The sequence below is a fragment of the Roseateles sp. genome (genome assembly GCF_965229315.1).
In the GTDB taxonomy this organism is placed as follows: Bacteria; Pseudomonadota; Gammaproteobacteria; order Burkholderiales; family Burkholderiaceae_C; genus Pelomonas.
In genome coordinates this window covers 2219280-2243670 of sequence record NZ_CBDDJA010000002.1, presented here as the reverse complement: position 1 = coordinate 2243670, position 24391 = coordinate 2219280, and the positions used below count along the sequence as shown (strand labels likewise).

At 70.9% G+C, this 24391-nt stretch carries 19 protein-coding genes and 1 other annotated feature; of the genes, 9 read left to right on the top strand and 10 right to left on the bottom strand.

The genetic code is table 11. The features are described 5' to 3' along the window. Positions 1-130 precede the first annotated feature (130 nt). From ACO07H_RS15190 to ACO07H_RS15175, 4 genes are read left to right on the top strand one after another with little or no spacing between them, the layout of a single operon-like run. Positions 131-604, top strand: coding sequence for a hypothetical protein (locus ACO07H_RS15190; protein ID WP_422015572.1), 474 nt, complete (start codon positions 131-133; stop codon positions 602-604). Then, positions 601-897, top strand: a complete 297-nt coding sequence (locus ACO07H_RS15185; protein ID WP_422015570.1) for a 4Fe-4S binding protein — start codon at positions 601-603, stop codon at positions 895-897. Before ACO07H_RS15190 ends, ACO07H_RS15185 begins: the two co-directional genes overlap by 4 nt. 7 nt (positions 898-904) lie before the next feature. Further along, positions 905-1612 (top strand): response regulator transcription factor, encoded by a 708-nt coding sequence (locus tag ACO07H_RS15180; RefSeq protein WP_422015568.1) that lies wholly within the window; start codon positions 905-907, stop codon positions 1610-1612. Beyond that, entirely contained in the window at positions 1609-2691 is a 1083-nt protein-coding gene (locus ACO07H_RS15175) for a sensor histidine kinase (RefSeq protein ID WP_422015566.1), read from the top strand. Before ACO07H_RS15180 ends, ACO07H_RS15175 begins: the two co-directional genes overlap by 4 nt. Positions 2692-2864: 173 nt before the next feature. On the opposite strand, the gene ACO07H_RS15170 is transcribed toward ACO07H_RS15175, so the two are convergent. Together ACO07H_RS15170 and ACO07H_RS15165 are read right to left on the bottom strand one after the other, a co-directional pair. Then, complete coding sequence (locus ACO07H_RS15170) at positions 2865-3842, bottom strand: GMP reductase (RefSeq protein ID WP_422015564.1); 978 nt, start codon at positions 3840-3842, stop codon at positions 2865-2867. 204 nt (positions 3843-4046) lie between these two features. Continuing rightward, positions 4047-5336: a DUF3422 family protein gene (locus ACO07H_RS15165; RefSeq protein WP_422015562.1), complete on the bottom strand. Its 1290-nt coding sequence runs from the start codon at positions 5334-5336 to the stop codon at positions 4047-4049. A gap of 110 nt (positions 5337-5446) precedes the next feature. Between ACO07H_RS15165 and ACO07H_RS15160 the strand changes: the two genes are divergently transcribed. Further along, positions 5447-6580 (top strand): beta-ketoacyl-ACP synthase III, encoded by a 1134-nt coding sequence (locus ACO07H_RS15160; protein WP_422015560.1) that lies wholly within the window; start codon positions 5447-5449, stop codon positions 6578-6580. Between the two features lies 1 nt (position 6581). Here ACO07H_RS15160 and ACO07H_RS15155 read toward each other — a convergent pair whose 3' ends face one another. Genes ACO07H_RS15155 through ACO07H_RS15145 form a run of 3 tightly spaced genes read right to left on the bottom strand, consistent with a single transcriptional unit; the run spans position 6582 to position 9969 of the window. Further along, on the bottom strand, positions 6582-7886 hold the full coding sequence (locus ACO07H_RS15155; protein ID WP_422015558.1) for a carbohydrate porin: 1305 nt from the start codon (positions 7884-7886) through the stop codon (positions 6582-6584). Then, positions 7883-9310, bottom strand: coding sequence for a sensor histidine kinase (locus tag ACO07H_RS15150; protein WP_422015556.1), 1428 nt, complete (start codon positions 9308-9310; stop codon positions 7883-7885). Before ACO07H_RS15150 ends, ACO07H_RS15155 begins: the two co-directional genes overlap by 4 nt. Beyond that, a complete protein-coding gene (locus tag ACO07H_RS15145; protein ID WP_422015554.1) occupies positions 9307-9969 on the bottom strand; it encodes a response regulator transcription factor in 663 nt (220 codons plus the stop codon). The genes ACO07H_RS15150 and ACO07H_RS15145 overlap by 4 nt, the downstream gene beginning before the upstream one ends. 85 nt (positions 9970-10054) lie before the next feature. Between ACO07H_RS15145 and ACO07H_RS15140 the strand changes: the two genes are divergently transcribed. Genes ACO07H_RS15140 through ACO07H_RS15130 form a run of 3 tightly spaced genes read left to right on the top strand, consistent with a single transcriptional unit; the run spans position 10055 to position 15614 of the window. After that, a complete protein-coding gene (locus ACO07H_RS15140) occupies positions 10055-11338 on the top strand; it encodes a TolC family protein (protein ID WP_422015552.1) in 1284 nt (427 codons plus the stop codon). Then, positions 11335-12531, top strand: coding sequence for an efflux RND transporter periplasmic adaptor subunit (locus tag ACO07H_RS15135; protein WP_422015550.1), 1197 nt, complete (start codon positions 11335-11337; stop codon positions 12529-12531). The genes ACO07H_RS15140 and ACO07H_RS15135 overlap by 4 nt, the downstream gene beginning before the upstream one ends. Further along, a complete protein-coding gene (locus tag ACO07H_RS15130; RefSeq protein ID WP_422015548.1) occupies positions 12528-15614 on the top strand; it encodes an efflux RND transporter permease subunit in 3087 nt (1028 codons plus the stop codon). Before ACO07H_RS15135 ends, ACO07H_RS15130 begins: the two co-directional genes overlap by 4 nt. Here ACO07H_RS15130 and ACO07H_RS15125 read toward each other — a convergent pair. Then, positions 15594-16307 carry a hypothetical protein gene (locus ACO07H_RS15125; RefSeq protein ID WP_422015546.1) on the bottom strand — a complete coding sequence of 238 codons (714 nt, stop codon included), beginning with the start codon at positions 16305-16307 and terminating at the stop codon, positions 15594-15596. The genes ACO07H_RS15130 and ACO07H_RS15125 overlap by 21 nt on opposite strands. Before the next feature lie 95 nt (positions 16308-16402). On the opposite strand from ACO07H_RS15125, the gene sbcB reads away from it, so the two are divergent. Next, entirely contained in the window at positions 16403-17848 is a 1446-nt protein-coding gene (gene sbcB / locus ACO07H_RS15120) for an exodeoxyribonuclease I (protein ID WP_422015544.1), read from the top strand. A gap of 36 nt (positions 17849-17884) precedes the next feature. On the opposite strand, the gene ACO07H_RS15115 is transcribed toward sbcB, so the two are convergent. The 4 genes from ACO07H_RS15115 to ACO07H_RS15100 all read right to left on the bottom strand — a co-directional run bounded on the left by ACO07H_RS15115 (position 17885) and on the right by ACO07H_RS15100 (position 24313). Then, a protein-coding gene (locus ACO07H_RS15115; protein ID WP_422015542.1) for an IS3 family transposase occupies positions 17885-19110 on the bottom strand; the annotation gives its coding sequence in 2 pieces (ribosomal slippage) (positions 17885-18822 and positions 18822-19110; 1227 coding nt in all). After that, positions 18716-18832, bottom strand: a sequence feature (AL1L pseudoknot). It overlaps the preceding gene by 117 nt. 61 nt (positions 19111-19171) lie before the next feature. Beyond that, on the bottom strand, positions 19172-19903 hold the full coding sequence (locus tag ACO07H_RS15110) for a hypothetical protein (protein ID WP_422015540.1): 732 nt from the start codon (positions 19901-19903) through the stop codon (positions 19172-19174). Next, positions 19900-21228: an amidohydrolase family protein gene (locus ACO07H_RS15105; RefSeq protein ID WP_422015538.1), complete on the bottom strand. Its 1329-nt coding sequence runs from the start codon at positions 21226-21228 to the stop codon at positions 19900-19902. Before ACO07H_RS15105 ends, ACO07H_RS15110 begins: the two co-directional genes overlap by 4 nt. Position 21229: 1 nt before the next feature. After that, positions 21230-24313, bottom strand: a complete 3084-nt coding sequence (locus ACO07H_RS15100) for an amidohydrolase family protein (protein WP_422015536.1) — start codon at positions 24311-24313, stop codon at positions 21230-21232. Positions 24314-24391: the final 78 nt, after the last annotated feature.

Genomic DNA, 24391 nt, shown 5'->3' with positions numbered 1-24391 from the left:
GGCGATTTTATGGGCCGTCGTCGATACAAAACGAAACCCGGCGATACCGCGCCGAGATGCGCTGAGGAGGCCGGCCCGCAATGATGAGAACCATCCCAACCCCGGGCCTCGAGCGCCCACGGAGCACACCATGAACTTCTTTCGTCGCTGGCACGCGCACCATGAATTTCGCCACCACCTGGGCCACGGCCATCACGGCCATCACGGCCATCCTTTCGGCCGCCACGCTCACGCTGGAGGCTTCGCAGACCATGTCCTCGCACGAATCGCTGCCAAGCTGGACCTGGATGACGAGCAGCAACGCCTGCTGGGCGCCTGGTTCGGGCACTTGCAGACCCAGCGCGAAGCCTTGAGCGGCTTGGCGCGCGGGCCCGAACTGGCCGGGCTGATGGCCGGCGAGCAGTTCCCGCGCGAATCGGCGCAGCAACTGCTGGACGCCAGGCTGGATGCGCTGCGCGCGGCCGGCCCGGGTGCAGTCGGCGCGTTTGCCGACTTCTTCGACGCGCTGGACGCCGAACAGCGCCAGGTCTTGCGCTTCCTGATGCGGCGCATCGGCCGCGACCGCCACGCTCACCACGAGCGTCACGGGCGCCACGCCGCATGATGGACGCGCACTGCGGCGCGCCGCCTGCCGGCCGCTTTGCGCCGCACATCGACCGCAACCGCTGCGAGGGCAAGGGCGACTGCGTGGCCGTCTGCCCCTACGGCGTCTTCACCCTCGGCACGCTGGACCTGTTCGAGCGTCGCTCGCTGAGCCTGGTCGGGCAGCTCAAGGGCTGGGCGCACGACTGGCAGCAGGCCTTCACGCCCAACGCCGCCGCCTGCGAAGGCTGCGGCCATTGCGTCAGCGCCTGCCCGGAGCGCGCCATCACGCTGGTGCGCGCCAGGCACGAATAATCGCCCCATGCACCGACTGCTGCTGATCGACGACGACGAGGCCCTGGCCGGGCCGCTGACGCAATACCTGGCCCGTTTCGACCTGCAGCTGGAAGCCGTCACCCGCCCCAGTGCCGCGCTGGCGCGGCTGGCGGGCGAGCGTTTCGACGCGCTCATCCTGGACGGCATGCTGCCCGAGATGGACGGCTTCGAGTTCTGCAGGCGGCTGCGTGCCGGCAGCGACGCCTGGCGCGACATTCCCGTGCTGATGCTGACCGCCCGCGGCGACCTGACGGACCGCGTCGTCGGGCTGGAATTGGGCGCGGATGACTACCTGCCCAAGCCCTTCGAGCCCCGTGAGCTGGCCGCGCGGCTTCAGACCATCCTGCGCCGCACGCGCTTGACGCCAACGCCCGGCGCAGCGCAGCCAGCGGCCACGCTGTGCTTCGACGGCCTGCAGATCGACGCCCCGCGCCGCGAGGTGCGTGTCGCGCACGGCCTCGTCGAGTTGACCGGCACCGAGTACGAGCTGCTGCTGATGCTGGCCCGCGAGCCCGGCCGCGTGTTCTCGCGCGACGACATCCTGAACCGGCTGCGCGGCCAGGAGGCCGAGCTGTACACGCGCGCCGTGGACATCCTCGTCAGCCGGCTGCGCCGCAAGCTGGAGCCGCTGGCCGCGCTGAAGACGCTGCGCAATGCGGGCTACTGCTTCGCGCTGCCGGAGAAGTCCTCGTGAGGCCGCATCACCCCTACGACCACCACTGGCGCGAGCGCAAGCGCCGCAAGATGCGCAAGCTGGAGCGGGCCATCGGGCGTGACTGGCAGTGGCACTGGCGTGCCCGCCACCGCTGGCACCAGCGTTGGCACCACCAGCATGCCCGGTTCAAGCATTCGCTGGGCGCGCGGCTGATCGCGGTCTTCCTGGTGCTCGCGCTCGCCAGCAGCGCCATCCTGTGGTGGTGCGCCACCGGGGCGGGCTACGGGCTGCTGTGGGCGGCACCGGCGCTGCTGCTGGTCACCGGCCTGGCCTTTGGCGTGATCCGGCACATGGTGCGGCCGATGCATGCGCTCGCCCTGGGTGCGGAGGCCTTCGGGCGCGGCGAGTTCGGGCACCGCGTGCCGGTCATCCACGACGATGAGATCGGCGACCTCGCGATGCGGTTCAACCAGATGGCGTCCGACATCCAGGCCATGCTGGACGGCAAGCGCGCGCTGCTGCTGGCCATGAGCCACGAACTGCGCAGCCCGCTGACGCGCGCGCGGCTGCACGCCGAGCTGGTGAGCGAAGGCCCGTCGCGCGACGGGCTGCTGGACGAGCTGGCGCAGATGCGTGACCTCATCACGGCGCTGCTGGAAAGCGAGCGCCTGGGCTCGGGGCACAGCGCGCTGCAGGTGGCGGATTGCGACCTGGCCGAACTGGCGCGCGAGCAAGCCCAGCCTGGCGTGGAACTGCTGATCGAGCCCGCCCTGCCGCTGCTGAAGCTGGATCGCCTGCGTATGCAACTGCTGCTGCGCAATCTCGTGCACAACGCGCTGCGCCACAACGACGCAGCGCGCGGCGCCGTGCAACTGACGCTGGCGCGCGCCGGTAGCGGCGTGCGCATGACGGTGCGCGACTTCGGCCCCGGCGTGCCGCCGGAGGCGCTGGCGCACCTGGGGCAGCCGTTCTACCGGCCCGATGCCGCACGTACGCGCCACGAAGGCGGCGTGGGCCTGGGGCTTTGCCTGTGCCGGCTGGTGGCCGAGGCGCACGGCAGCCGGCTGGAACTGCGCAATGCCGAGCCGGGCTTCGAGGCCTCGGTGACATTGCGCTGAGCGCTCACATGAACAGAGGTTTCCCGGCGTTTTGGCTGCGCCACCGAAACGCGGGCTTCGCGCTTCGCGCTCGGTGCGCGCCTGCGGCGATCACATGAACAAGTGTTCCCCCGCGTTTGGGCTGAGCCGAAACGCGGGCTTCGCGCTTCGCGCTCGGTGCTCGCCTGCGGCGATCACATGAACAAGTGTTCCCCCGCGTTTTCTCCACCCAGGATCACGTAGTTCACTTTCTTCAGGTCCGCCAGCTGCGTGCCGCCCGCGTAGGAGATCGAGCTCTGCAGGTCTTCCTGCATCTCGCGCAGCGTGTCGCTGAGCCTGCCCTTGACCGGCTCCAGGATGCGCTTGCCTTCGACATGGCGGTACTCGCCCTTGTTGAAGTCGCTGGCCGAGCCGTAGTACTCCTTGAACAGCTTGCCATCGACCTCCACCGTCTTGCCGGGCGAGTCCTCGTGGCCGGCGAAGAGCGACCCGATCATCACCATGGACGCGCCGAAGCGCACGCTCTTGGCGATGTCGCCGTGGTGGCGGATGCCGCCGTCGGCCACGATGGGCTTGGTGGCGACGCGGGCGCACCACTTCAGCGCCGACAGCTGCCAGCCGCCCGTGCCGAAGCCGGTCTTCAGCCGCGTGATGCAGACCTTGCCCGGGCCCACGCCGACCTTGGTCGCGTCCGCGCCCCAGTTCTCCAGGTCGATGACGCCCTCGGGCGTGCCGACGTTGCCGGCGATGACGAAGGCATCGGGCAGCCTGCGCTTGATGTGGGCGATCATGCGCTGCACGCTCTCGGCATGGCCGTGGGCGATGTCGATGGTCAGGTAGTCGGCGCCGACGCCCTCGGCGGCGAGCCGGTCGACCAGGTCGTAGTCCGCCGGCTTCACGCCCACGCTCAGGCTCACCAGCAGGCCCTTGTCGCGCATGCCCTTGGCGTAGGCGAGGCTGTCCAGATCGAAGCGGTGCATCACGTAGAAGTAGCCTTCGCGGGCCAGCATCTCGGTGATGGGCTCGTCCACCACCGTCTTCATGTTGGCCGGCATGACCGGCAGCTTGAAGCGGTGCGGGCCGAACTGCACGCTGGTGTCGCAGTCCGAACGGCTCTCCACGCGGCATTTGCGCGGCAGCAGCAGGATGTTGTCGTAGTCGAAGATTTCCATCGCTCGAGTTCACAGTTGCGGCGCGCGTTTGGCAGTGCGCGACCTGGGCTGCGAGCGCTTGACTTGCTTCGGCATGAGGGCAGGGCGCCCTCGACGGCGGTGAGGCCGTCGCGTCGCAGGCTGACTTCGCTTGCGAAATCAAGGCGCGGCGCGCCGGGCCGAAGACAAAATTTGGGCCCGGTGATTGATTCTACGCGGCTGGCGTCAATGGCCCAGGAAGCGTCTGTGAATCCGCCGCGTCGTCCACCACACGCCGGCCAGCACCAGCGGGATCGCCGCCCCTGCGGCCAGCTCCGGGCTGATGGGCAGCCAGCCCTCGGCCTTCAGCGCCTTGAAGGCATACAGCAGCAGGCTGACGACGTAGTAGGTGATGGCCGCCAGCGACAAGCCTTCCACGGTGGCCTGCATGCGCAACTGGGTCTGCTGGCCGTGGCCGAGCTGGGCCAGCAGTTGCTGGTTCTGCGCCTCGGTGGCGATGTCCACGCGCGTGCGCAGCAGGGCGCTGGCGCGTTCGATGCGCTGCGACAGCGCGGCCAGCCGCTGCGCCGTCGCGCTGACGGTGGCGATGGCCGGCGACAGGCGGCGCTGCATGAACTCGCCCAGCGTCTGCGTGCCGGCCACCTTGCCCTCGTGCAGCTCGCTCAGCCGCGCCGCGACGATGGCGTGGTAGGCCTCGGTGGCCGCGAAGCGGTACTGGTGCTCGGCCGTGGCGTGCTCCACGCGCGCGGCGGTGGAGATCAGGTCGTCCAGCAGTTCGGCCTCGGACGCATCGCGCCGCTCCAGCCGCGCCGTGATGTCGGCCAGCGCCGCCTCCACGTCGGCCAGCGTCGTGCCCAGCGCCTTGGCCGCCGGCAGGCCGCGCAAGGCCATCAGCCGGTAGGTCTCCAGCTCCAGCAGGCGCTGGCAGATGCGGCCGGCGCGGGTCTCGGGGGTGCCGGGCTCGGCCAGCACGACGATGTGCTCGAATCCGCTGGCGCGCAGGCAGAAGTCGGTCACCACCAGCGAATGCCCGCCCATCGTGGACGCCACCACCGCGTGCGCGCCGAACCAGGCCCGCGCTTCGGCCAGCGCGCTGGGGGCGAACGTCAGCGGACGCTCGATCATGACGAGCTTGATGGCGGCCACGGTGCGCCCCGGGATGCGCCCCAGCCAGTCGCCGGCCACGCGCAATGCGAGGCAGTCCAGCGTCTGTGCACCGGGTTCGGCGCCGGCCGGCAGCGGCTGCACCACCGCGTAGCGCGTGAATTCCGCGTGTCGCTCCCACTTCAGCGAAAACTCGCCGCAGCGCAGCCGCAGGAAGTTGGCGTTCAGTGCCTCCGCGGGCAGCGCGTGCTGGCCGGGCAACTGCTTCAGGTGCGCATGCTCTTCGGCGCGGCTGACGCCGTCGTTGAGCACGGCCACGTGCACGATCACGGCGGGCAGACGGATGCGCGCCGGCGGGCGGGCGTGCACCTCGTTGTGCAGCGCCAGGCGCAGGCCATCGTCAGGCGGCAACAAACTGTCTTCGTGCATAGGTCCCCAGGCTAGTGCCTAGACGAGGCACCATGATGGCTCAGTAAAATTTCAGGCTTCGTCCATCAGCAGCGGCGGCTTCCGTCTACCTTATGCAAGCTTCATTCCCGGCCGTGGTCATCAGCGGCACCGGCCTCTACCGGCCGCCGCACGTCATCACCAACGCCGAGCTCGTCGAAGCCTTCAACCGCTACGCCGACCTGCACAACGCCGAGCACGCGACGGCCATTGCGACGGGCGAGCGTGCCGCGCTGACGCATTCCAGCGTCGAGTTCATCGAGAAGGCTTCGGGCATCAAGCAGCGTTACGTCATCGAGAAGGACGGCGTGCTGGACCCGACCCGCATGTACCCGCGCTTCGCGCCGCGCGGCGACGACCAGCTGTCGCTGATGGCCGAGATCGCCGTCGCGGCGGCCAGGCAGGCGCTGGAACAGGCCGGCAAGACCGGCGCGGACGTGGACGCCGTGCTGTGCTCGAGTGCCAACATGCAGCGCGCCTACCCGGCCATGGCCGTCGAGATCCAGCAGGCGCTCGGGGCCGGCGGCTACGGCTTCGACATGAACGTGGCCTGTTCGTCGGCCACCTTCGCGCTGGAGCAGGCCTTCAACGCGGTGCGCTCGGGCGCGTCCAAGTGCGTGCTGGTGGTGAACCCCGAGATCACGTCGGCCCACCTGGAATGGCGGGACCGCGACTGCCATTTCATCTTCGGCGACGTCTGCACGGCCCTCATCGTCGAGCGCGCGGAAGACGCCACGGGTGCGGACCAGTGGGAGATCCTCGGCACCCAGCTCGCCACGCAGTTCAGCAGCAACATCCGCAACAACTTCGGCTTCATGAACCGCGCCGAGGACCGCGACCCGAACGACCGCGACCTGACCTTCTACCAGGAGGGCCGCAAGGTCTTCAAGGAAGTGGTGCCGCTGGCCGCCGCGCACATCGAGGGCCACCTCGCCAAGCTGGGCCTGGAGCCCACGCAGATGCGCCGCTTCTGGCTGCACCAGGCCAACCAGGGCATGAACCAGCTGGTCATCAAGAAGCTGGTGGGTGCGGACGCTGGCGGCGACATCGCACCGCTGATCCTGAACGAGTACGCCAACACCGCGTCGGCCGGCTCCGTCATCGCCTTCCACCACCACCGCGCGGACCTCAAGGCCGGCGAGACGGGCGTCATCTGCTCGTTCGGCGCCGGCTACTCCATCGGCAGCGTGGTCGTCAGGAAACGCTGACTCAGAACTCGGCGTGCAGCCGCGCGCCGGCCACGCTGACCGGCCCGCGTGCCGCGTTGTAGGCCGGGTGGCGCAGGTGCTGCAGGTCCAGCGTCGCGCTCAGGCCCGGCGCGAAGCGCACGGCGTAGTAGGCCTCGGCGATCTGCTCGCTGGCGTAGCGGTCCAGCCGGCCGTCGCCGATCAGGAGGCCCAGGCCGGCGGCCGCGAAGTAGCGCCGCGCCGGGCCCGACAGCGAATTCACCGCCAGCGCCACGCCCAGCGTGTGCCCGGGTTGCGACCAGGCCGCGCCGTCGACGACCAGGCCTGCGCTCAGCGAGCGGTTGATGTCCGTGAAGTCGAAGGCCTCGGTGCGGCCGTCGTTGCGGCTGTAGCGCGCGAAGGCGCCCAGGTTGGCCGCCAGCGCCTGCTCGGCGGTGACGGCAAAGCCCTGCTTGCCCGCCATGCGCCGCACCTGCGCCGTGTCGGCCGGCGAGCCCAGCGCCACCGCGTCGTCGTAGCGGCCCATGCGGGCATGCGAGGCATACGCCAGCAGCCGGACCTTGCCGGGCCGCCCGCCCAGGTCGTGCCGGTGCTCCACCTCGGCCACCCACTGGTGCTGGGCGAAGCTCGCATCCAGCGTCGTGCCGTTGGGCTCGCGGGACAGCGCGAACAGGCCCGTGCGGGCGGTCCAAGGGCCCTGCGTCCACTCGGCCGCCGCGCCCAGGCTGTAGCCCCAGGAGTCGGCCGCGTAGTCGAAGGCACCGGCGTCGATGACCGACCAGTTCAGGAAGTCGGCCCGCGGGTCGTGGGCGTAGCCGTTGTTGTCGAACACGTCGACCACCGAGAACTTGCCGACGGTCAGCGTCAGGTTGTCCGCGGGGCGCGGGCCGGCCAACTGGTTGGCGGCCGACTCCTGCATCGCGCCGGACGCATCGTCCAGCGCCACGACCTGGCGCACGAAAGCCCGCTGCAGCCGCCCATAGGCCGAATGGTGGCCCACCTTGTAGGCCTCGCCGCTGGGGAAACCGGCCACGCCCAGCGTGTCGCTGAGGCCGAAGCCGCGGTCGAACTCGGGGTTCAGGTAGAGCTCGGCGCCGCGCCACAGGCGCAGGCCCAGGAAGGCCGTCGCGTCCATCGTCGTCTTCGTGCCTTCGGCCGCCTTCAGGCTGTTCTCGCCCTCGTAGGGCGAGGCGAAGCGGCCATGGCGCTGCAGCACGGTCGTGAACTGGCCGTGCAGGGACCAGCGTTCGGTGGCCGGGGCCTCGTCCTGCGCATGGCCGGCCAGCGGGATCAGCGCCAGCGCGGCGCACAGCAGGTGTCGTGTCATGGGGCCGCGAGTGTCGGCCCGTCGGATGACCGGAATGAGACGCTGGCGCGCAAACCCACGCCGCCATCACCTTCAGCCAGCTCCAGGTCAGCTTGCATCACCTCGGCGTAGCGCTGCACGATGGACAGCCCCAGGCCGGCGCCCACGCCCAGCGCGGCGCCGTCGGCGCCCTGGCGCCAACGGGCCTTCAGGGCCTGGCGCCGTTCGGGCCCCATGCCCGGCCCCTGGTCGCAGACGCTCAGCAGCGTGCGGCCGGCCGTGCGCCGCAGCTCGATCCAGACGCGGCCGGGTTCGCCCGGCGGGCGGCCATAGCGCAGCGCGTTGTCCAGCAGGTTGCCGAGCAGGCCTTCCAGCAGCGCCGTGTCTGCCATCACCCAGGCCGGTGTTTCCAGGCCGATGGCCTCCAGCTCCACGCCGGCGCGGTCGGCCTCGGGCAGCATCTGCAGCAACTGCTCGCGCGCGAGGTCGGCCAGGTCGGTGGGCTTGAGCTGCACGGCGGCGCCGGCTTCCTCGGCCAGTGCGATGGCCAGCAGCTGGTTCACCAGCCGGCTGGCGCGCCGCTGGCTGTGCAGCACGGCCTGCAACTGGTCGCGCCACTGCTGCGGGTCGCGCTGCGACAGGCCGTACTCCGCCAGCGCCCGGATGCCCGCCAGCGGCGTGCGCAGTTCGTGCGCCACGTTGCCGGCAAACTCGCGCTGCGCGGCCACGCCGCGTGCCACGCGCCCCAGCAGGTCGTCGATGGACGTCGCCAGGCCGTGCACGTCGCGCGAGGCGGCCTGCGCCATCAGGCCGGCGGGCAGGGGGGACAGGTCGGCGGCGTCGCGCGACTCCACCAGTTGCTGCAGCCGCGACAGCGGTTGCAGGTCGCGGCTCACCACGCGGCGCAGCCACAGCACCAGGCCCATCAGCAGGGGCACCTGCGGCGCGACGGAGAACAGCGCGAGCTGTTGCAGCAGCTCGTGGCGGCTGTGGGTGGTCAGCGCGACGATGACCTGCACGGGCGAGGCGCTGCGGTCCAGCACGACGGCGCGCAGGTCCTGGCCCTGGTAGTGCAGGTTCACGTAGCGCCAGTCGCCGCCGCCATCGGGCTCGGGCGCGTGCAGCCCGGGGTGGCCGGCCACCAGCCGCCCGCCGCGGTCCAGGATGGCGAAGTACACCTGCTCCGTCTGGTCGAACAGCACCGTGTGGATGTCGTCGGAGCTCATGTTGAGCGCCAGCTGGCCGTTGCGCTGCACGACGTGCGTGGCCAGCAGGTAGGCATCGTCCAGCATCGCGCGGTCGTAGGCCCGCTGCGTGAAGTAGGACGCGATGCCCAGCGCCATCGCCGTGCCCAGCGCCCAGGTGATGAGCAGCGGCAGCGTCACGTGCCGCACCAGCCGCGTGCGCAGCGACAGGCGCGGCGCCTGGGTGTCCGTGGCCGTCACGCCGCCTCGATCAGGTAGCCCAGGCCGCGCAGCGTGCGGATCTCGGCGCCGCTGCCCTGCAGCTTCTTGCGCAGGCGGGAGATGAAGGCCTCCAGCGCGTTGGCGGCCAGCAGGTCGTCGAAGCCCGACAGCTTGTCGGCCAGCGCGGCCTTGCTGACGACGCGGCCGGGCGGCGTCAGCAGCTCGCACAGCACGGCGAACTCGCGGGCCGGCAGCTGCAGCGGGGTGTCGTCCAGGTACAGGCGCTGCGTGCGGCGGTCCAGCGCCAGCGCGCCGATGCTGACGCGGTCGTCCAGGTCCAGCCGGCGGCGCACGACGGCACGCAGCCGCGCCTCCACCTCCGCCAGGTCGAAGGGCTTGCCCAGGTAGTCGTCGGCGCCGGCATCCAGCCCGGCGATGCGTTCCTCGGTGCGGTTGCGGGCCGTCAGCACGAGCACGGGCGTGCGGTCGCCGCGGGCGCGGGCCTCGCGCAGCAGCTGCAGGCCGTTGCCGTCGGGCAGCGTCAGGTCCAGCAGCACGGCGTCATGGTTCTGGATGCGCCACAGGTAGCGCGCGGCGTCGACGCTGTCGGCATGATCCACGTGATGGCCTTGGTCGCACAGGCTGCGGCTCACCACGCGGCTCAGCGTGGCGTCGTCTTCGACGAGAAGGATGCGCATGACGAGAAGTTAGCGCACGGGGCTGTCTGCACGGTGTCGGCCCAGGTCAGGTTCTGGTCAGGCCGCTCACGCGACAACCGCGGTCATGAAGTTTTCCGCCTTTGTGCTCGCCACCGCGCTGGCTGCGGCCGGTGCACACGCCGACACGCCCGGTGCACCGCCGCTGCCGCCGCCACCGCTAGGCCTGGCCGACGTGCTGCGCCTGGCCGGCAGCAATTTCGACGTGGCCGTTGCACGGTCCGGCCTGGACGCGGCCCGCGCCGACATCCTCGCCGCCGACCACGCGCCGCTGCCGCAGCTGACGCTGAAGTCCAGCCAGATGGACCTGCAGCACGGCCTGGGCCCCGGCAACCTGTTCGCCGACAAGCGCATCGACAAGTCCGTCGGCGTGGACTGGACCTGGGAACGCGGTGACAAGCGCGCGCTGCGCACGGCGGCCGCCCGCGCCGCTGCTGAAGCCGCGGCCGGCGACATGGCCGACGTGCGCCGCCAGCAGCTCGGGCTGGCGCTGGGTGCCAGCGTGGACCTGGCCGCCGCGCAGCAGCGCGTCGAGGAGGTGGCGGCGCTCAAGCGCGGCGCGGACGAGCTGATCGCCGCGATGCGCGCCCGCCACCGTGCGGGCGACATCTCGGCCCAGGACCTGGCGCGCGCCGAGATCGAGGCCTCGCGCGCCGGCATCGACCTGGCCAGCGCGGGCGCCGACCGGCGCCGCGCGAGCCTGGCGCTGGCCCGGCTGATCGGCCGCGGTGGCGACGACATCGCCATCGATGCGTCCGCCTGGCCGGCGCCCACCGACGCGCCGCCGCTGGACGACGCGCAGCGCGCGGTGCTCGTGGCCCGCCGTGCCGACGTGCAGGCGGCCGAGGCGCGCATCCAGGCCGCGCAGGCGGTGCTGGACGGCACGCTCGCGGCACGCAAGTCGGACGTGACCTGGGGTGTGTCGGTGGACCATTACCCCGGCACGTCCAACCGCCTCGTCGAGCTGCGCCTGCAGATGCCGCTGCAGATCGGCTATGCCCAGCAGGGCGAGACCGGCCGCGCCCGCGCGCAGCTGCAGCAGGCGCGCGACCTGGCCGACCGCACGCGGCTGATGGCCGAGGCCGACCTGAACCAGGCGGCGCTGGACCTGCAGGCCAGCGCCCGCACGCTGGCCGTGCACGAGACCGAGCTGTTGCCCAAGGCGCGCCAGGTGCTGGCCCAGGCCGAGCTGGCCTACCGCAAGGGCGCGATGTCGCTGACCGATCTCGTCGACGCGCGCCGCAGCCTGCGCACCGCCGTGCTGGACGCGCTCGCCGCCCGCGCCGACCACGCCCGCGCCACCGGCGCCTGGGCGCTGCTCACCGACCCCGAATTCGCGAAACAGCCATGAATGCCCACACCCGTCCCCTGCGCCCGATCTTGCGCCTGACCCTGCTGGTGGCCGCTGCCGCCGCGCTGACCGCCGGGCTTACGGCCTGCAACCGCGAATCCGGCGCCGCGCCGGCGCCGGCCGAAGCCATCGTGCAGGGCCAGCAGCTGATCTTCCCGGCCGGCCACCCGCAGCTGCGCCTGCTGAAGCTGGACGCCGCGCGCCCGGGCAGCAGCGTGGACGTGCCGCTGAGTGCCAAGCTGGTGTGGAACGAGGACCGCACGCAGCGCGTCTACCCGGCCTTCGCGGGGCGCGTGGAGCACATCGCCGCCGACATCGGTCGCACGGTCAAGCCCGGGCAGGCGCTGGCAGAACTGGCGTCGCCGGACTTCGGCGCTGCCCAGGCCGACATGGCGCGTGCCGAGGCCGACCAGGCGCTGACGCACAAGCAGCTGCAGCGCCAGCGCGAGCTGCTGGCCGCCGGCATCGTCGCGCAGCGCGACTTCGAGCAGGCCGAGGCCGACGCCGCCCGCACCGAGGCCGAGCTGGCGCGGGCGAGGGCGCGCGTGCGCATGTACGGCGGCGGCAGCGGCATGCCGGTCAACCAGCAGATCGCGCTGCGTGCCGGCATCGCCGGCGTCGTCGTCGAGCGCAACCTCAATCCCGGCCAGGAGCTGCGCCCCGACCAGAGCGGCCCCGGCGTGCCGGCGCTGTTCGTCATCAGCGACCCCGGCACGCTGTGGGTCCAGATCGACGCGCGCGACACCGAGGTGGCCGCGCTGCAGCCCGGCAGCGCCTTCGAGCTGGAGCTGGCGGCCTACCCGGGCCGGCGCTTCCAGGGCCGGGTGACGGCGCTGGCCGACGTCATCGACCCGGCGTCGCGCACGATCAAGGTGCGCGGCGTGGTGGCCAATGCCGAGCGGCTGCTGAAGGCCGAGATGCTGGCCACGGCGCACCTGCAGCGCGGCACCGGCGAAGGTGTCGTCGTGCCGGCCGGCGCCGTGCTGCTGCGCGGCGAGAAGCACTGGGTGTTTGTGTCGCCCCGGCCTGGCGTGTTCGAGCCGCGCGAGGTGCAGACGGGCACGATGGGTGCGCAGCAGGTGGTGCTGCAGCGGGGCCTGGCGGCGGGTGAGCAGGTGGTGGTGGAGAACGCGCTGCTGCTGGACCGGCAGATGCGCGCGGCCGAGGCCACGGCCAAGGCGGCCCAGCCATGAGGCGGCTCGTCATGCTGGCGCTGGGCCAGCCGGTATTGGTGGTGCTCGCGGTGCTGCTGTTCGCCGGCGCGGGCGTGGTGGCGTTCCTGAATCTGTCGGTCGAGGCCTTCCCGGACGTGACCGACACGCAGGTCACCGTCATCGCGCTGTACCCGGGCCACGCGGCCGAGGAGGTGGAAAAGCAGATCACGCTGCCCATCGAGGTGGCGCTGTCGGGCCTGCCGAATGCCATCCGCGTGTTCTCGCACACGCAGTTCGGGCTGTCGTACACGGTCATCACGTATGACGATGCGGCGACGGTGCAGGCGGTGCGCCAGGAAGTGGGCGAGCGGCTGCGCGGCGTGGACCTGCCGCCCGGCGTGACGGCCGACATCGCGCCCAACGCGACGCCGGTGGGCGAGATCATGCGCTACCGGCTCAAGGGCGACGGCAAGAGCACGACGGAGCTGCGCTCCATCGAGGACTGGGTGGTCGAACGCGGCCTGCGCCAGGTGCCGGGCGTGGCCGACGTGGTGGCCATGGGCGGCTACATCAAGCAGTACGAGGTGCAGCCCGACCTGGACAAGCTGCGCGCCTACGGGCTGACCTTCCAGAACCTGCTGGACGCGCTGGGCCGCGGCAATGCCAACGCGGGCGGCAGCTATGTGGCGCAGGGCGCGCAGCAGTACGCGATCCGCGGCATCGGCCTGCTGCGCTCGGCGGACGACATCGGCCAGATCGTCGTCACCGCGCGCGGCGGCACGCCGGTGCTGGTGCGCGACATCGCCAGCGTCGAGGTGGGCGCCGTGCCGCGGCTGGGCGTGGTGGGGCAGGACGATGACGACGACGTCGTCACCGGCATCGTCGTCATGCGCAAGGGCGAGAACGCCAGCGTGGTGCTCAAGGGCGTGAAGGACAAGCTGGCTGAACTCAACGAGCGCGGCCTGCCGCCGGGCGTGCAGATCGTGCCGTTCTACGACCGCACGTGGCTGATGGCCAAGACCCTGTCCACCGTGTTCCGCAACCTCGTGGAGGGCGCGCTGCTGGTGTCGCTGGTGCTGTACCTGTTCCTGTCCAACCTGCGCGCCAGCCTGGCCGTCGTGGCGGTCATTCCGCTGGCGCTGCTGGCGACCTTCCTGGGGCTGAAGATCCTGGGCGTGCCGGCCAACCTGCTGAGCCTGGGTGCGATGGACTTCGGCATCATCGTGGACGGCGCGGTCATCGTCGTCGAGAACATCATGCACCGCCTGGCCGAGCGCGGCGAAGGGCTGGACCTGAAGAAGCGCATGCACCTCATCGCCAGCGCGACCGACGAGGTGGGCCGGCCGACGCTGTTCTCCATGCTCATCATCATCGCGGCGCACATCCCCATCTTTGCGCTGCAGCGCCACGAGGGCCGCATCTTCCAGCCGATGGCACTGTCGGTCAGCATGGCGCTGCTGGGCTCGCTGGTGTTCTCGCTGACGCTGGTGCCGCTGCTGGCCTACTGGATGCTGCGCCGGCGCCTGCCGCATGGCGACAACCGCCTGGTGCGCGGCGCCAAGGGCGTCTACGCGCCGGTGCTGGACTGGGCGCTGGCCCGGCCGCGCGCCGTCATGGCAGTGGCCGGCGTCGTCTTCGTGCTGGCGCTGGGTGCGGCCTCACGGCTGGGCTCGGAGTTCCTGCCTGAACTGGACGAGGGCACCATCTGGGTCAACCTGCGGCTGCCGTCCAGCGTGTCGACGCAGGAGGCCACGCGTGTGCTGCGCCAGGTGCGCGAGGCACTGCACACGGTGCCCGAGGTCAACACGGTGGTCTCCAAGACCGGCCAGCCGGAGGACGGCACCGACCCCAAGACCATCAGCATGGCCGAGATCTTCGTGGACCTGAAGCCGGCGGAGCAATGGCGTGCGGGCAAGACCAAGGCCGACCTGATCGCCGAGATGGACACCGCCGTGTCGGCCGTGCCGGGCATGGAGCCGTCGTTCTCGCAGCCCATCCGCGACAACGTGCTGGAGTCCATCTCGCAGATCGACGGCCAGATTGTCATCAAGGCCTCGGGCGACGACCTGCAGCAGCTGGGCAACCTGACGCGCGCCATCCAGCGCGAGGTCAAGCAGGTGGAGGGCGTGTACCTCGCCGAGATCGACCGCGAGGGCGAGCTGCCGCAACTGGTGGTGGACATCGACCGCGCCCGCGCCGCGCGGCTGGGGCTGAACGTGGGCGACGTGCAGGACGTCATCGAGGCCGCGCTCGCCGGCAAGGCCGCCACCTGGCTGTGGGAGGGCGAGCGCAAGGTCGCCGTCGCCGTGCGGCTGCCCGAGGCCAAGCGCGCCATCGCCGAGCTGCCGCGCACGCTGATCTCCACGCCGGGCGGCGGCACGGTGCCGCTGTCCGAGGTGACCACCATCCGCGAAACCACGGGCGCGATGAACATCGCCCGCGAGGCCGGCCGGCGCACGATGGCCATCGGCGTGTTCATCAAGGGCCGCGACATGGGCTCCATCGTCGCCGACATGAAGGCGCGCATCGCACAGGGCGTGACCGTGCCCGAGGGCTATGCGCTGAAGTGGTCCGGCGAGTTCGAGAACCAGGAGCGGGCGATGAAGCGGCTGTCGGTCGTCGTGCCGATCTCGCTGCTGCTGATCTTCGTGCTGCTGTTCAACGCCTTCAACGACTTCCGCATGGCGGCGCTGATCCTGCTGAACGTGCCGCTGGCGCTGATCGGCGGCTTCGTGGCGCTGTTCGTGCTGGACATCCCGCTGTCGGTGTCGGCGGCCATCGGCTTCATCGCGCTGTCGGGCCAGGCGGTGCTCAACGGCGTGGTCATGCTCAGCGTGTTCCAGCAGTTGCGCAACGCCGGCCACAGCGTGCGCGATGCGGTGCGCGAGGGTTCCATGCAGCGGCTGCGCACGGTGCTGATGACGGCGATGCTGGCGGCGCTGGGGCTGCTGCCGATGGCGCTGTCGCACGACATCGGTGCCGAGACCCAGCGGCCGCTGGCCGTCGTCGTCATCGGCGGGCTGGTCACGGCCACGCTGCTGACGCTGGTGGTGCTGCCGACGCTGTACGTGGCGTGGTTCAAGCCCAAGGGCGGCGCCGCCTCAGAAGCGCAGCCCGACTGACAGCCGGTTCGCGTCCTGCGCCGAGAAGTTCTGCTTGGGGTCGTGCGCCAGCCGCACGAACCAGGTGGGCCAGTCCAGCGCGGCGCTCCAGCCCCAGGCGCGCACCTGGCTGACGTTGTCGTCCCCGCCCTGGCCGGTCTTGTGCAGAAGGTCCAGCGTCAGCCGCAGGTCGTCGGCAAGCGGCCAGCGGCCGAACAGGTGCAGGTGACGCTGGCCCGTGCCCAGGCGGTCGTCGGCGATCAGCGTGACCGACAGCGTGCGCCCGCCGTCGCCACGCCAGCCGGCGCCGACGGTGACGGCGTCGTTGGGGTCCCAGTTCAGGTTGTAGTAGGGCTTGAGGTTGGTGCGGCCCCAGCCGAGCAGCGCGAACCAGGTCGTGCCCCATTGCAGGTTGGCGCTGCCGCCGAAGAAGCCGCGCGACGCGGCCTGCAGCGAGGGCTGCAGCGCCAGATCGTCGGCCAGCGCGATGGACGTGTCGAAGCCGGTGCGGGCCTGGCGGCCGAAGACGCCGTCGCGGTAATAGCCCAGCCACAGGTTGGTGTCGCCGGCGCGGCGGCGCAGGTTCACGTCCTGGCCGGTGGTGCCGTCGCTGTAGCGGTAGTGGCCCGCCGTCAGCTTGTACTCGGGCGCGGCGTCGTCGGCGCGGGCCGCCGCGCAGGCGCACAGCAGCAGGGCAAGGAGCGGGGCTTTCATGGCGTGGCACCTGGAGTGGATCGTCGGCACTGTAGGCCGTGCGCGCTGGTAGGCGCGCGGTCGCGCGCGCCCGCCCCATCGGCTATCGTGCCGGCATGAGCGACCTGACCTTCTACTGGCACGACTACGAGACCTTCGGGCGCGTGCCGCGCCGTGACCGGCCCGCCCAGTTCGCCGGCCTGCGCACCGATGCCGAACTCAACGAGATCGGCGAGCCGCTGATGCTGTACTGCCAGCCGGCGCCCGACTACCTGCCGGACCCCGAGTCCTGCCTGCTGACCGGCATCCTGCCGCAGCACTGCCTGCAGCACGGCGTGCCGGAGCACGAGTTCGCCGCCAGCATCGAGACCGTCATGGCGCTGCCCGGCACCGTCGGCGTCGGCTACAACTCCATCCGCTTCGACGACGAGGTGACGCGCCACCTGTTCTGGCGCAGCCTCATCGACCCCTACGGCCGCGAGTGGCAAAACGGCTGCGGCCGCTGGGACCTGCTGGACGTCGTGCGCTGCGCCTACGCGCTGCGGCCCGACGGCATTGAATGGCCCAGGCACGAGGACGGCCGCCCCAGCTTCAAGCTCGAACACCTGACCGCCGCCAACGGCCTGGCGCATGAGGCGGCGCACGACGCGCTGTCCGACGTGCGCGCCACCGTGGCGCTGGCGCGCAAGCTGCGCCAGGCCCAGCCCCGGTTGTGGGACTTCTGCCTGAAGCTGCGCACCAAGCAGGCGGTGTGGGACGAGATCGCGACGGCCCAGTCCCAGGGCAAGCCCTTCCTGCACATCTCCGGCATGTACGGCCCCGAGCGTGGCTGCGTCGCCCTGGTCTGGCCGCTGGCGCCGCACCCGACCAACAAGAACGAGCTGATCGTCTGGGACTGCGCCGTGGACCCGGCCGAGCTGCTGACGCTGAGCGCCGAGGCCATCCGCGCGCGCCTGTTCGTCAAGCAGGAGGCGCTGCCCGACGGCGTCACGCGGCTGCCCATCAAGACCATCCATGTCAACAAGAGCCCCGTCGTCATCGGCAACCTGAAGACGCTCAGCCCGGCGATGGCCCAGCGCTGGGGGCATGACGTGGACGCGCAGCTCGCCCACGCGCGGCTGCTGGCCGAGCAGGGCCGGCGGCTCGACGGCCTGTGGGCCGACGTGTTCCAGCGCGAGCCGTTCCCTGCCGCCGACGTTGACGAGGACCTCTACGGCGGCTTCATCGGCAACGAGGACCGCCGCGCGCTGAACCGCGTGCGCACCACGCCGCCCGAGCAACTCGCCGAACGCGCGGCCCAGGGCAAGCTGGCCTTCCAGGACGCGCGGCTGGACGAACTCGTCTTCCGCTGGCGCGCGCGCAACTTTCCTGCCAGCCTGTCGGTCGAAGAAGCCGAACGCTGGCAGGCGCACCTGGCCGCGCGGCTGCACGACGGCGAGGGCGGCGCGCAGACGCTGGCGGCCTTCATGGAACGCATCGACCAGCTCGGCGAGACGGCGGACGAGCGGGGTGAGGGCATCTTGTCGGCGCTGTACGACTACGCGGAGCAGATCGCACCCTGAACCGCCCCGGGAATCGCGGAGGCCTTTCGGTTTAAGTCAGACGGTCGCGGCCTGACCAGCGCGTTGTCGATGGTAGTTGGCCTCGAACTCGGCCGGCGGGACGTAGCCCAGCGGCTCCATCAATCGGTGGTGGTTGAACCAAGCCACCCACTCCAGCGTTGCCAGTTCCACTGCCTGCTTGGTCTTCCACGGTCCGCGACGATGGATGACCTCCGCCTTGTAGAGCCCGTTGATGGTCTCGGCCAGGGCGTTGTCGTAACTGTCGCCCTTGGAGCCCACTGAGGATTCGATGCCGGCCTCCGCCAGGCGCTCGCTGTAGCGGATAGACAGGTATTGCGACCCGCGATCCGAGTGATGTACCAGGCCTTGCGCTTGGCCGGGCTTGCGGTCGTACAAGGCCTGTTCCAGCGCGTCGAGAACGAACTCGGTGTGCATTGAGCTGCTCTGGCGCCAGCCCACGATGCGCCGACTGAACACGTCCACCACGAACGCCACGTAGACCCAGCCCTGCCAAGTTGAGACGTAGGTGAAGTCCGAGACCCAGAGCTGGTTGGGCCGCTCGGCACGGAACTGCCGGTTGACACGGTCCAGCGGGCACGGCGCCTTGGGATCGGGGACGGTGGTGCGCACCGCCTTGCCACGGCGCACGCCCTGCAGGCCCTGCTGGCGCATCAACCGCTCGACGGTGCAGCGCGCCACCACCACGCCTTCGCGGTTGAGCTGACGCCAGACCTTGTCGGCGCCGTAGACCTGCATGTTGGCCTGCCAGACGCGCCGGACTTGAGGCGCCAAGCTCGCATCGCGCTGCGCGCGACGCGAGCACAGCACCGGGTTGCGCCGACGAGCCGCATGGCGCCAATACGCCGACGGGGCGATCTGCAAGACGCTGCAGATCGACTCGACCCCGAACTCCTGGCGATGCTGGTCGACGAAGGCCTTCAGGACTTGATGCGGCGGTCGAGCTCCGCCTGGGCGAAAAACGCGCTGGCCAGCTTCAGAATCTCGTTGGCCTTGCGCAGTTCACGCACCGCGCGCTCGAGCTCCTTCACGCGTTGGGCCTCGCTGGTCGTCACGCCCTCGCGAACGCCAGCATCGACCTCCGAACGCTTGACCCATTCGTTCAGCGTCTGCGGCACGCAGCCGATCTTGGGCGCGATGGACTCGATGGCTGCCCACAGCGACGGGTACCCCCCTCGGTGCTCCTGCACCATCCTCACCGCGCGCTCACGCACCTCGGGCGAGAACTTGTTCGACTTGCTCATGGCTCAATCCTCTCAGAGTGTTGAGCCTCCTCGAAACCCGGGGCGATTCACCCTGAGGCAGTCAGCCGAAGCGCGAAGCGAGGAATGCGAGGTTCGGCAGCACCCGTTCGATTGCGACCACCTGGATGGAGTCGCTTGGAATGTCACCACCGACTACGAGGCCGACGACTTTGCGGTTGACGTCCACTATCGGTGAGCCACTGCAGCCGTGAAATGCTTCGTGTCCGGGATGCGTCACTGGGAGTTTGAAGTGATGAACCTCATCTTCAGTATGCGAGTACGTGAGCCCAGGGTAGACCACCATCTCAGAGACAAGGGCGTCAGCGCCGTGCCGTTCTGTCTTAACTCGTCCTGAGAAGCCGTAAATCTGCTCAGACTTGGGTTCGCAGAAGTCCCGACTATCGAAAACGTGGTGCGGCAGCTTGTCGAAGAGCCCTTGCGGAGTGCGGTACTCGTACCAGGTCTCCAAGTCTGATGACACCTGAGCGGCACACAAATCGAGTTGGCGTACCTCACCCTTACTTGGTTTCACTTCTCCTACGTAGGTAAAGAAGTTCGGGCGGTAGTACTCCAGTCGACCACGTCCATCCTGCCGCACGACTGCGGCCCATCCGACTGCATCCGGCTTAACTACGTGTTTGGCCGCAATGAGAAAGCGACATCCTGCATGGTCCAGCATCATCCCGGAACCGACGTTAAGGACGCTATCGCCATCGCCTAAATGGACGAGGGGAATACTGGTAACTCGGACCCAATGGAGCCAGTCGTCACGCTCGGACACGCTGAGATTCATGGGCCCGGCCGCTTCAGATACTTGTCCCGCAACGCCGTCTGCCGGTCGCTCAGCTCGATCTCCCGCCCCTGGATGAAGACGCGTTCGATGCGCGTCGATGGTTCCAGCGGGTCGCCGTCCGACACGAACAGGTTGGCCAGCTTGCCGACCTCGAGGGAGCCCAACTGGTCGGCGATGCCCAGGATCTGCGCCGGATACAGCGTCACGGCCTTCAGGGCCTCGTCGTCGCTCAAGCCGAAGGCGCGGGCGTGGGCGGCTTCGAAGGGCAGGTTGCGCTCGTTGGTGGCGTCGCGCCCGCCATCGGCGATGCAGTAGCGCACGCCGGCCGCGGCGAGCTGGGCGGGCAGCGTGAAGAGGGCGTCCGGCGGGTCGTCGCGCCGCATGGGCAGGCGCAGCAGGCCGCCGATGATGACGGGGACGTTGCGCTCACGCAGCGTGTCGGCCACGCGCCAGGAGTCTGCGCCGCCGACGATGACCAGCTTCAGGCCATGCCGGGCCGCGAAGTCCAGCGCGAAGCGGATCTGCGCGAGGTCGTCGGCATGCATGAAGACGGCGCGTTCCGGCACGGCGCCGGGCGCGGCGGGCAGCACGGGGCGCATGGCCTCCCAGCGCGTGTCGATGGGCGTGGCCGGGTCGGCGGCGCGGGCCAGCGCGTAGGCCTTGGCCGAGTCGAAGGCCTCGTCGAGCAGCTTCAGCCGGGCCTCGGTCGAGCGGCGGATCTCGGCCAGGCGCGCCTCGGTCTGGGTGGGGAAGAGGGCGCTGTTCAGGCGCAGGCGCGGCACGGCGATGTGCAGGGCCACCTCGGGCCGCAGCGCCATGTCCTGCCAGTTCCAGCCTTCGAGCTGCAGCAGCGCCGACGTGCCCGCGATCAGGCCCGTGCGGCCGGCCTCGGGCACCGACAGCGCGGCCAGCACGCCACCGGCGCGGGTGACGGGCAGCAGCTCGCTGTCGGCGTTGAAGGCCACCAGCGCGCGCGCGTTCGGGTTCAGCGGGCCGGTCTCGGTGCTGTCGTTGGACGCATTGACGGCGCGGATCTCGGCCAGGCCCAGGCTGGTGTTGGCCGCCACCATGCCGGGGTAGACGTGGCGCCCGCCGAGGTCCACGACCTTCGTGCCGGGCGGCGCGGCCAACTCGGCGCCACCGATGGCGCGCACCTTGCCGGCCTCGATGCGCAGGCTGCCGTTGGCGATGACCGGGCCGCTGACCGGGTGCAGTGTGGCGTTGCGCAGCAGCAGCGGCTCGCGTTGCGGCGGGGGCGGCGTGTTGGGCGTGGCCTGGGCCGTGAGGGCGGCGGCCAGCAGCGGGGCGATGAGGGCGGCCTTCATGTCAGTACGCGTCCAGGGTGCATTCATGCCAGGCATCGCCGCCGAAATAGCTGTGGCGGTCGCGGTTCATGGCGTGCAGCCAGCGCTGCAGGTCGAGCTGGTCGAGGGCGGCGGTCACGGGCGACGCCGGCCGGCCCTCCGGTGGCGCGGCGGCCTTGGCGCGCTCGGGCAGGGCCAGCGCGACGAGGCGCGCGCGCTCGGCGCGGTCGCGTTCACGCAGTTGTGCGTCCTCGGCCAGGTCGAAGTAGCGCCGACCGTCGATCCAGGTCTGCTCGGCCTTGGCCGCGCTGGACAGCGGGTTCGCGCTCCACAGGACGAAGTCGGCGTCCTTGCCCACTTCCAGCGAGCCGACGCGGCCGTCGATGCGCAGTTGCCTGGCGGCGTTGATCGTCACGAACTTCAGCGCGTCCGCCTCGGTCATGCCCCAGGCCTTGCCGCCGTAGCGCAGCGCCTTGGCGGCTTCGGTGTTCAGGCGCCGGGCGAGTTCGTCGCTGTCGGAGTTGAAGCTCGTCAGCACGCCGGCCTTCTGCGTCATCGCGCCGTTGTACGGGATGGCGTCCTGCACCTCGACCTTGTAGCCCCACCAGTCCGAGAAGCCCGAGGTGCCGGCGCCGAGCGAGGCGATCTCGGGAGCGACCTTGTAGGCCTCCAGCACGTGCTGGAAGGTGGCGACCTCCAGGCCGAACGCCTTGGCGAGCGCGACGAACATCAGGATCTCGTCGGCGCGGTAGCTGTGGATGTGGATGACGCGCTTTCTCTCCAGCAGCTCCACCAGCGTGTCCATCTGCAGGTCGCGGCGGGCGTTCGGGTCGGCCCGGCGCTGCTCGCGGTAGCGCTGCGCCGCGAGGAAGGCGTCGCGCATGACCTGCTCCACGCCCATGCGCGTGGTTGGGTAGCGCGCGTCGCCTTCGACGGCGGGGAAGTTGGCGCGCTTGACGTTCTCGCCCAGCGCGAACTTGATGCCGGGCCGCGCGCCCTCGAACTTCAGCGCGTCCGCGTCCAGCCCCCAGCGCATCTTGATGACCTGGTTCTGCCCGCCGATGGCGTTGGCCGAGCCGTGCAGCAGGTTGGCGCTGGTCACGCCGCCGGCCAACTGGCGGTAGATGCTGATGTCGGTCGCGTCGACAACGTCGGCCACGCGCACCTCGGCCGTCACGGAGTGCGCGAACTCGTTGATGCCGCGGTTGATGGCGGTGTGCGAGTGCGCGTCGATGAGGCCGGGCGTCAGGTGGCGGCCCGTCGCGTCGAGGACGACCGCGCCAGCCGGCGCGGCCAGGCCCGGGCCGATGGCGGCGATGCGGCCGTCGCGCACCAGCAGGTCGGTGGCGGCCAGCGTGCCGGCGGCGGCGCTGGTCCAGACGGTCGCGTTGCGCACGAGGACGGCCGCGGGCCGCTCGGGCGGTGCGGTGCGGCCGAAGACGCCGGCCGGGAACGTGGCGGGCGAGGGCGTCGCGACGACGGCAGGCTTGGGCGCCGGCGGCTCGAACGGCGCGGTGCGTGTCGCCGTCCAGCGTTGCGTGCGGCCATCGGCCAGCGTCAGCGCGCCGGTCAGCGTCGCGTCGCGGCCTTCCAGCCGCAGGCTCTCCCTGGCGCCACCGTCGCAGGGCCAGCGCAGCAGCAGTTCGCGGCCGCGCTGCTGCAGCTCGCAGGCCTTGCCGTCCACCTGCAGCGTCGGCCGGGCGCGCGTGCCGGCGATCTGCCAGGTCAACGCAGTGGCGCCGGCGGGAGTCACGGCCCATTGGCCGCGCGCGTCGAAGCGCTCCCAGGCCTCGGTCGGCAGGGGTTGGCCGTCGACGAAGGCCAGCTCCACCTCGGCCTGCTCGGCGGTGAACAGGTCGCCACTGGCGACGACGATGTGGGCGAGCTGGCCCGGCGCCAGGCGGCCCAGGCGCGGCTGGTTGAGCAGCCGGGCCGGCGTGGTGGTCAGCGCGGCCAGCGCGGCGTCAGGTGTGAGGCCGCGTTGCACGGCCTGGCGCAGCCGCGGCCAGAACTCCTTCTTCACGTCCTTCAGGCCTTGCGTGGAGATGGCGAACAGCACGCCTGCCGCCTGCAGCGCCGCCGCGTTGCCGGGCGCGCGCTCCCAGTGCTGCAACTGGTGCAGCAGCACGTCCAGCGCGCTTTCGGGCTGCTCCACCTCTGGTGCGGCGGGGTAGGCCAGCGGCAAGATGACGGGCAGGCCCCAGGCCTTGAGCTGCGCCGCCTTGCGGTATTCATGGCCGGTGCCCTGGACGATGAGCTGCAGGCCGAATTCGTCGCGCAGCTTGGCGAGGCGGGCCAGGTCCTCGTCGTCCAGCGCCTCGTGGATGACGGGCTGGCGGCCGCCCAGCGCCGGCGCGAGCGCGGCCAGGCTGGCGTTGAACTCGCGCCGATCGCCGGTCGATGGTGGTGATGTGGGCGACGCGGCCCAGCGTGCGTTCAGCAGCGTCTGTCGCTCCAGCGCGATGCTGCCCATCAGCGAGGTCGGGTAGCTGAGGTGGGCCGGCCTGCCGCCGCCTTCGAAATCGAAGGTCGTGTACTCATGGGCCAGGTGCTGGGCCACATCGGCCGCGAGCACCAGGCTGCGCGCGTCGCCGCCGTCGCGCAGGCTGATCAGCGTGCTCTGACCGCGGAACACCGCGCCGGCGGGCGGCAGCGACAGCGCCGCCGTGAAACCCTGCTCGCGCGCGGCGCGCACGTCGTCGGCCTTGATCTCCAGCGCGGCGGCCTGGCGGAACTCGGCGCGCACCCAGCGCTGGCCCGGTGTGGGCGACTTCAGCTTGGGCGGCTCGCCGCGGCCCTGGCCCAGGCTGCTGGCGGCGTCGATGAAGCCGGCGTAGACCGTGCGGCCCGCGAGCGGCCAGACCTTGGCGCCGGCGGGCGGCTTCACGTGGGCGCCTGCCGCCACGATGACGCCGTCCTTCATCACCAGCGTGCCGTTGTCGACCACCTGGCCCGGCGCCAGCACGAGCCGGGCGCCGGTCAGCGCATGCCAGCGCGGCGTGGCATCGCGCAGCCCCTGGGGGCTTTCGCTGAGTTGCTGGGCCTGGGCATAAGACAGGGCGGATGCGGCCACCAGGGCCAGCAGACAAGCGGGAAGTGAGCGCATCGGGGCGTCTTGTCGTGGCGCCGCACCGCGGCGAAGTGCCGGACTTTAGGGCCCATCGCCGGCTCGCGAATCAGATGC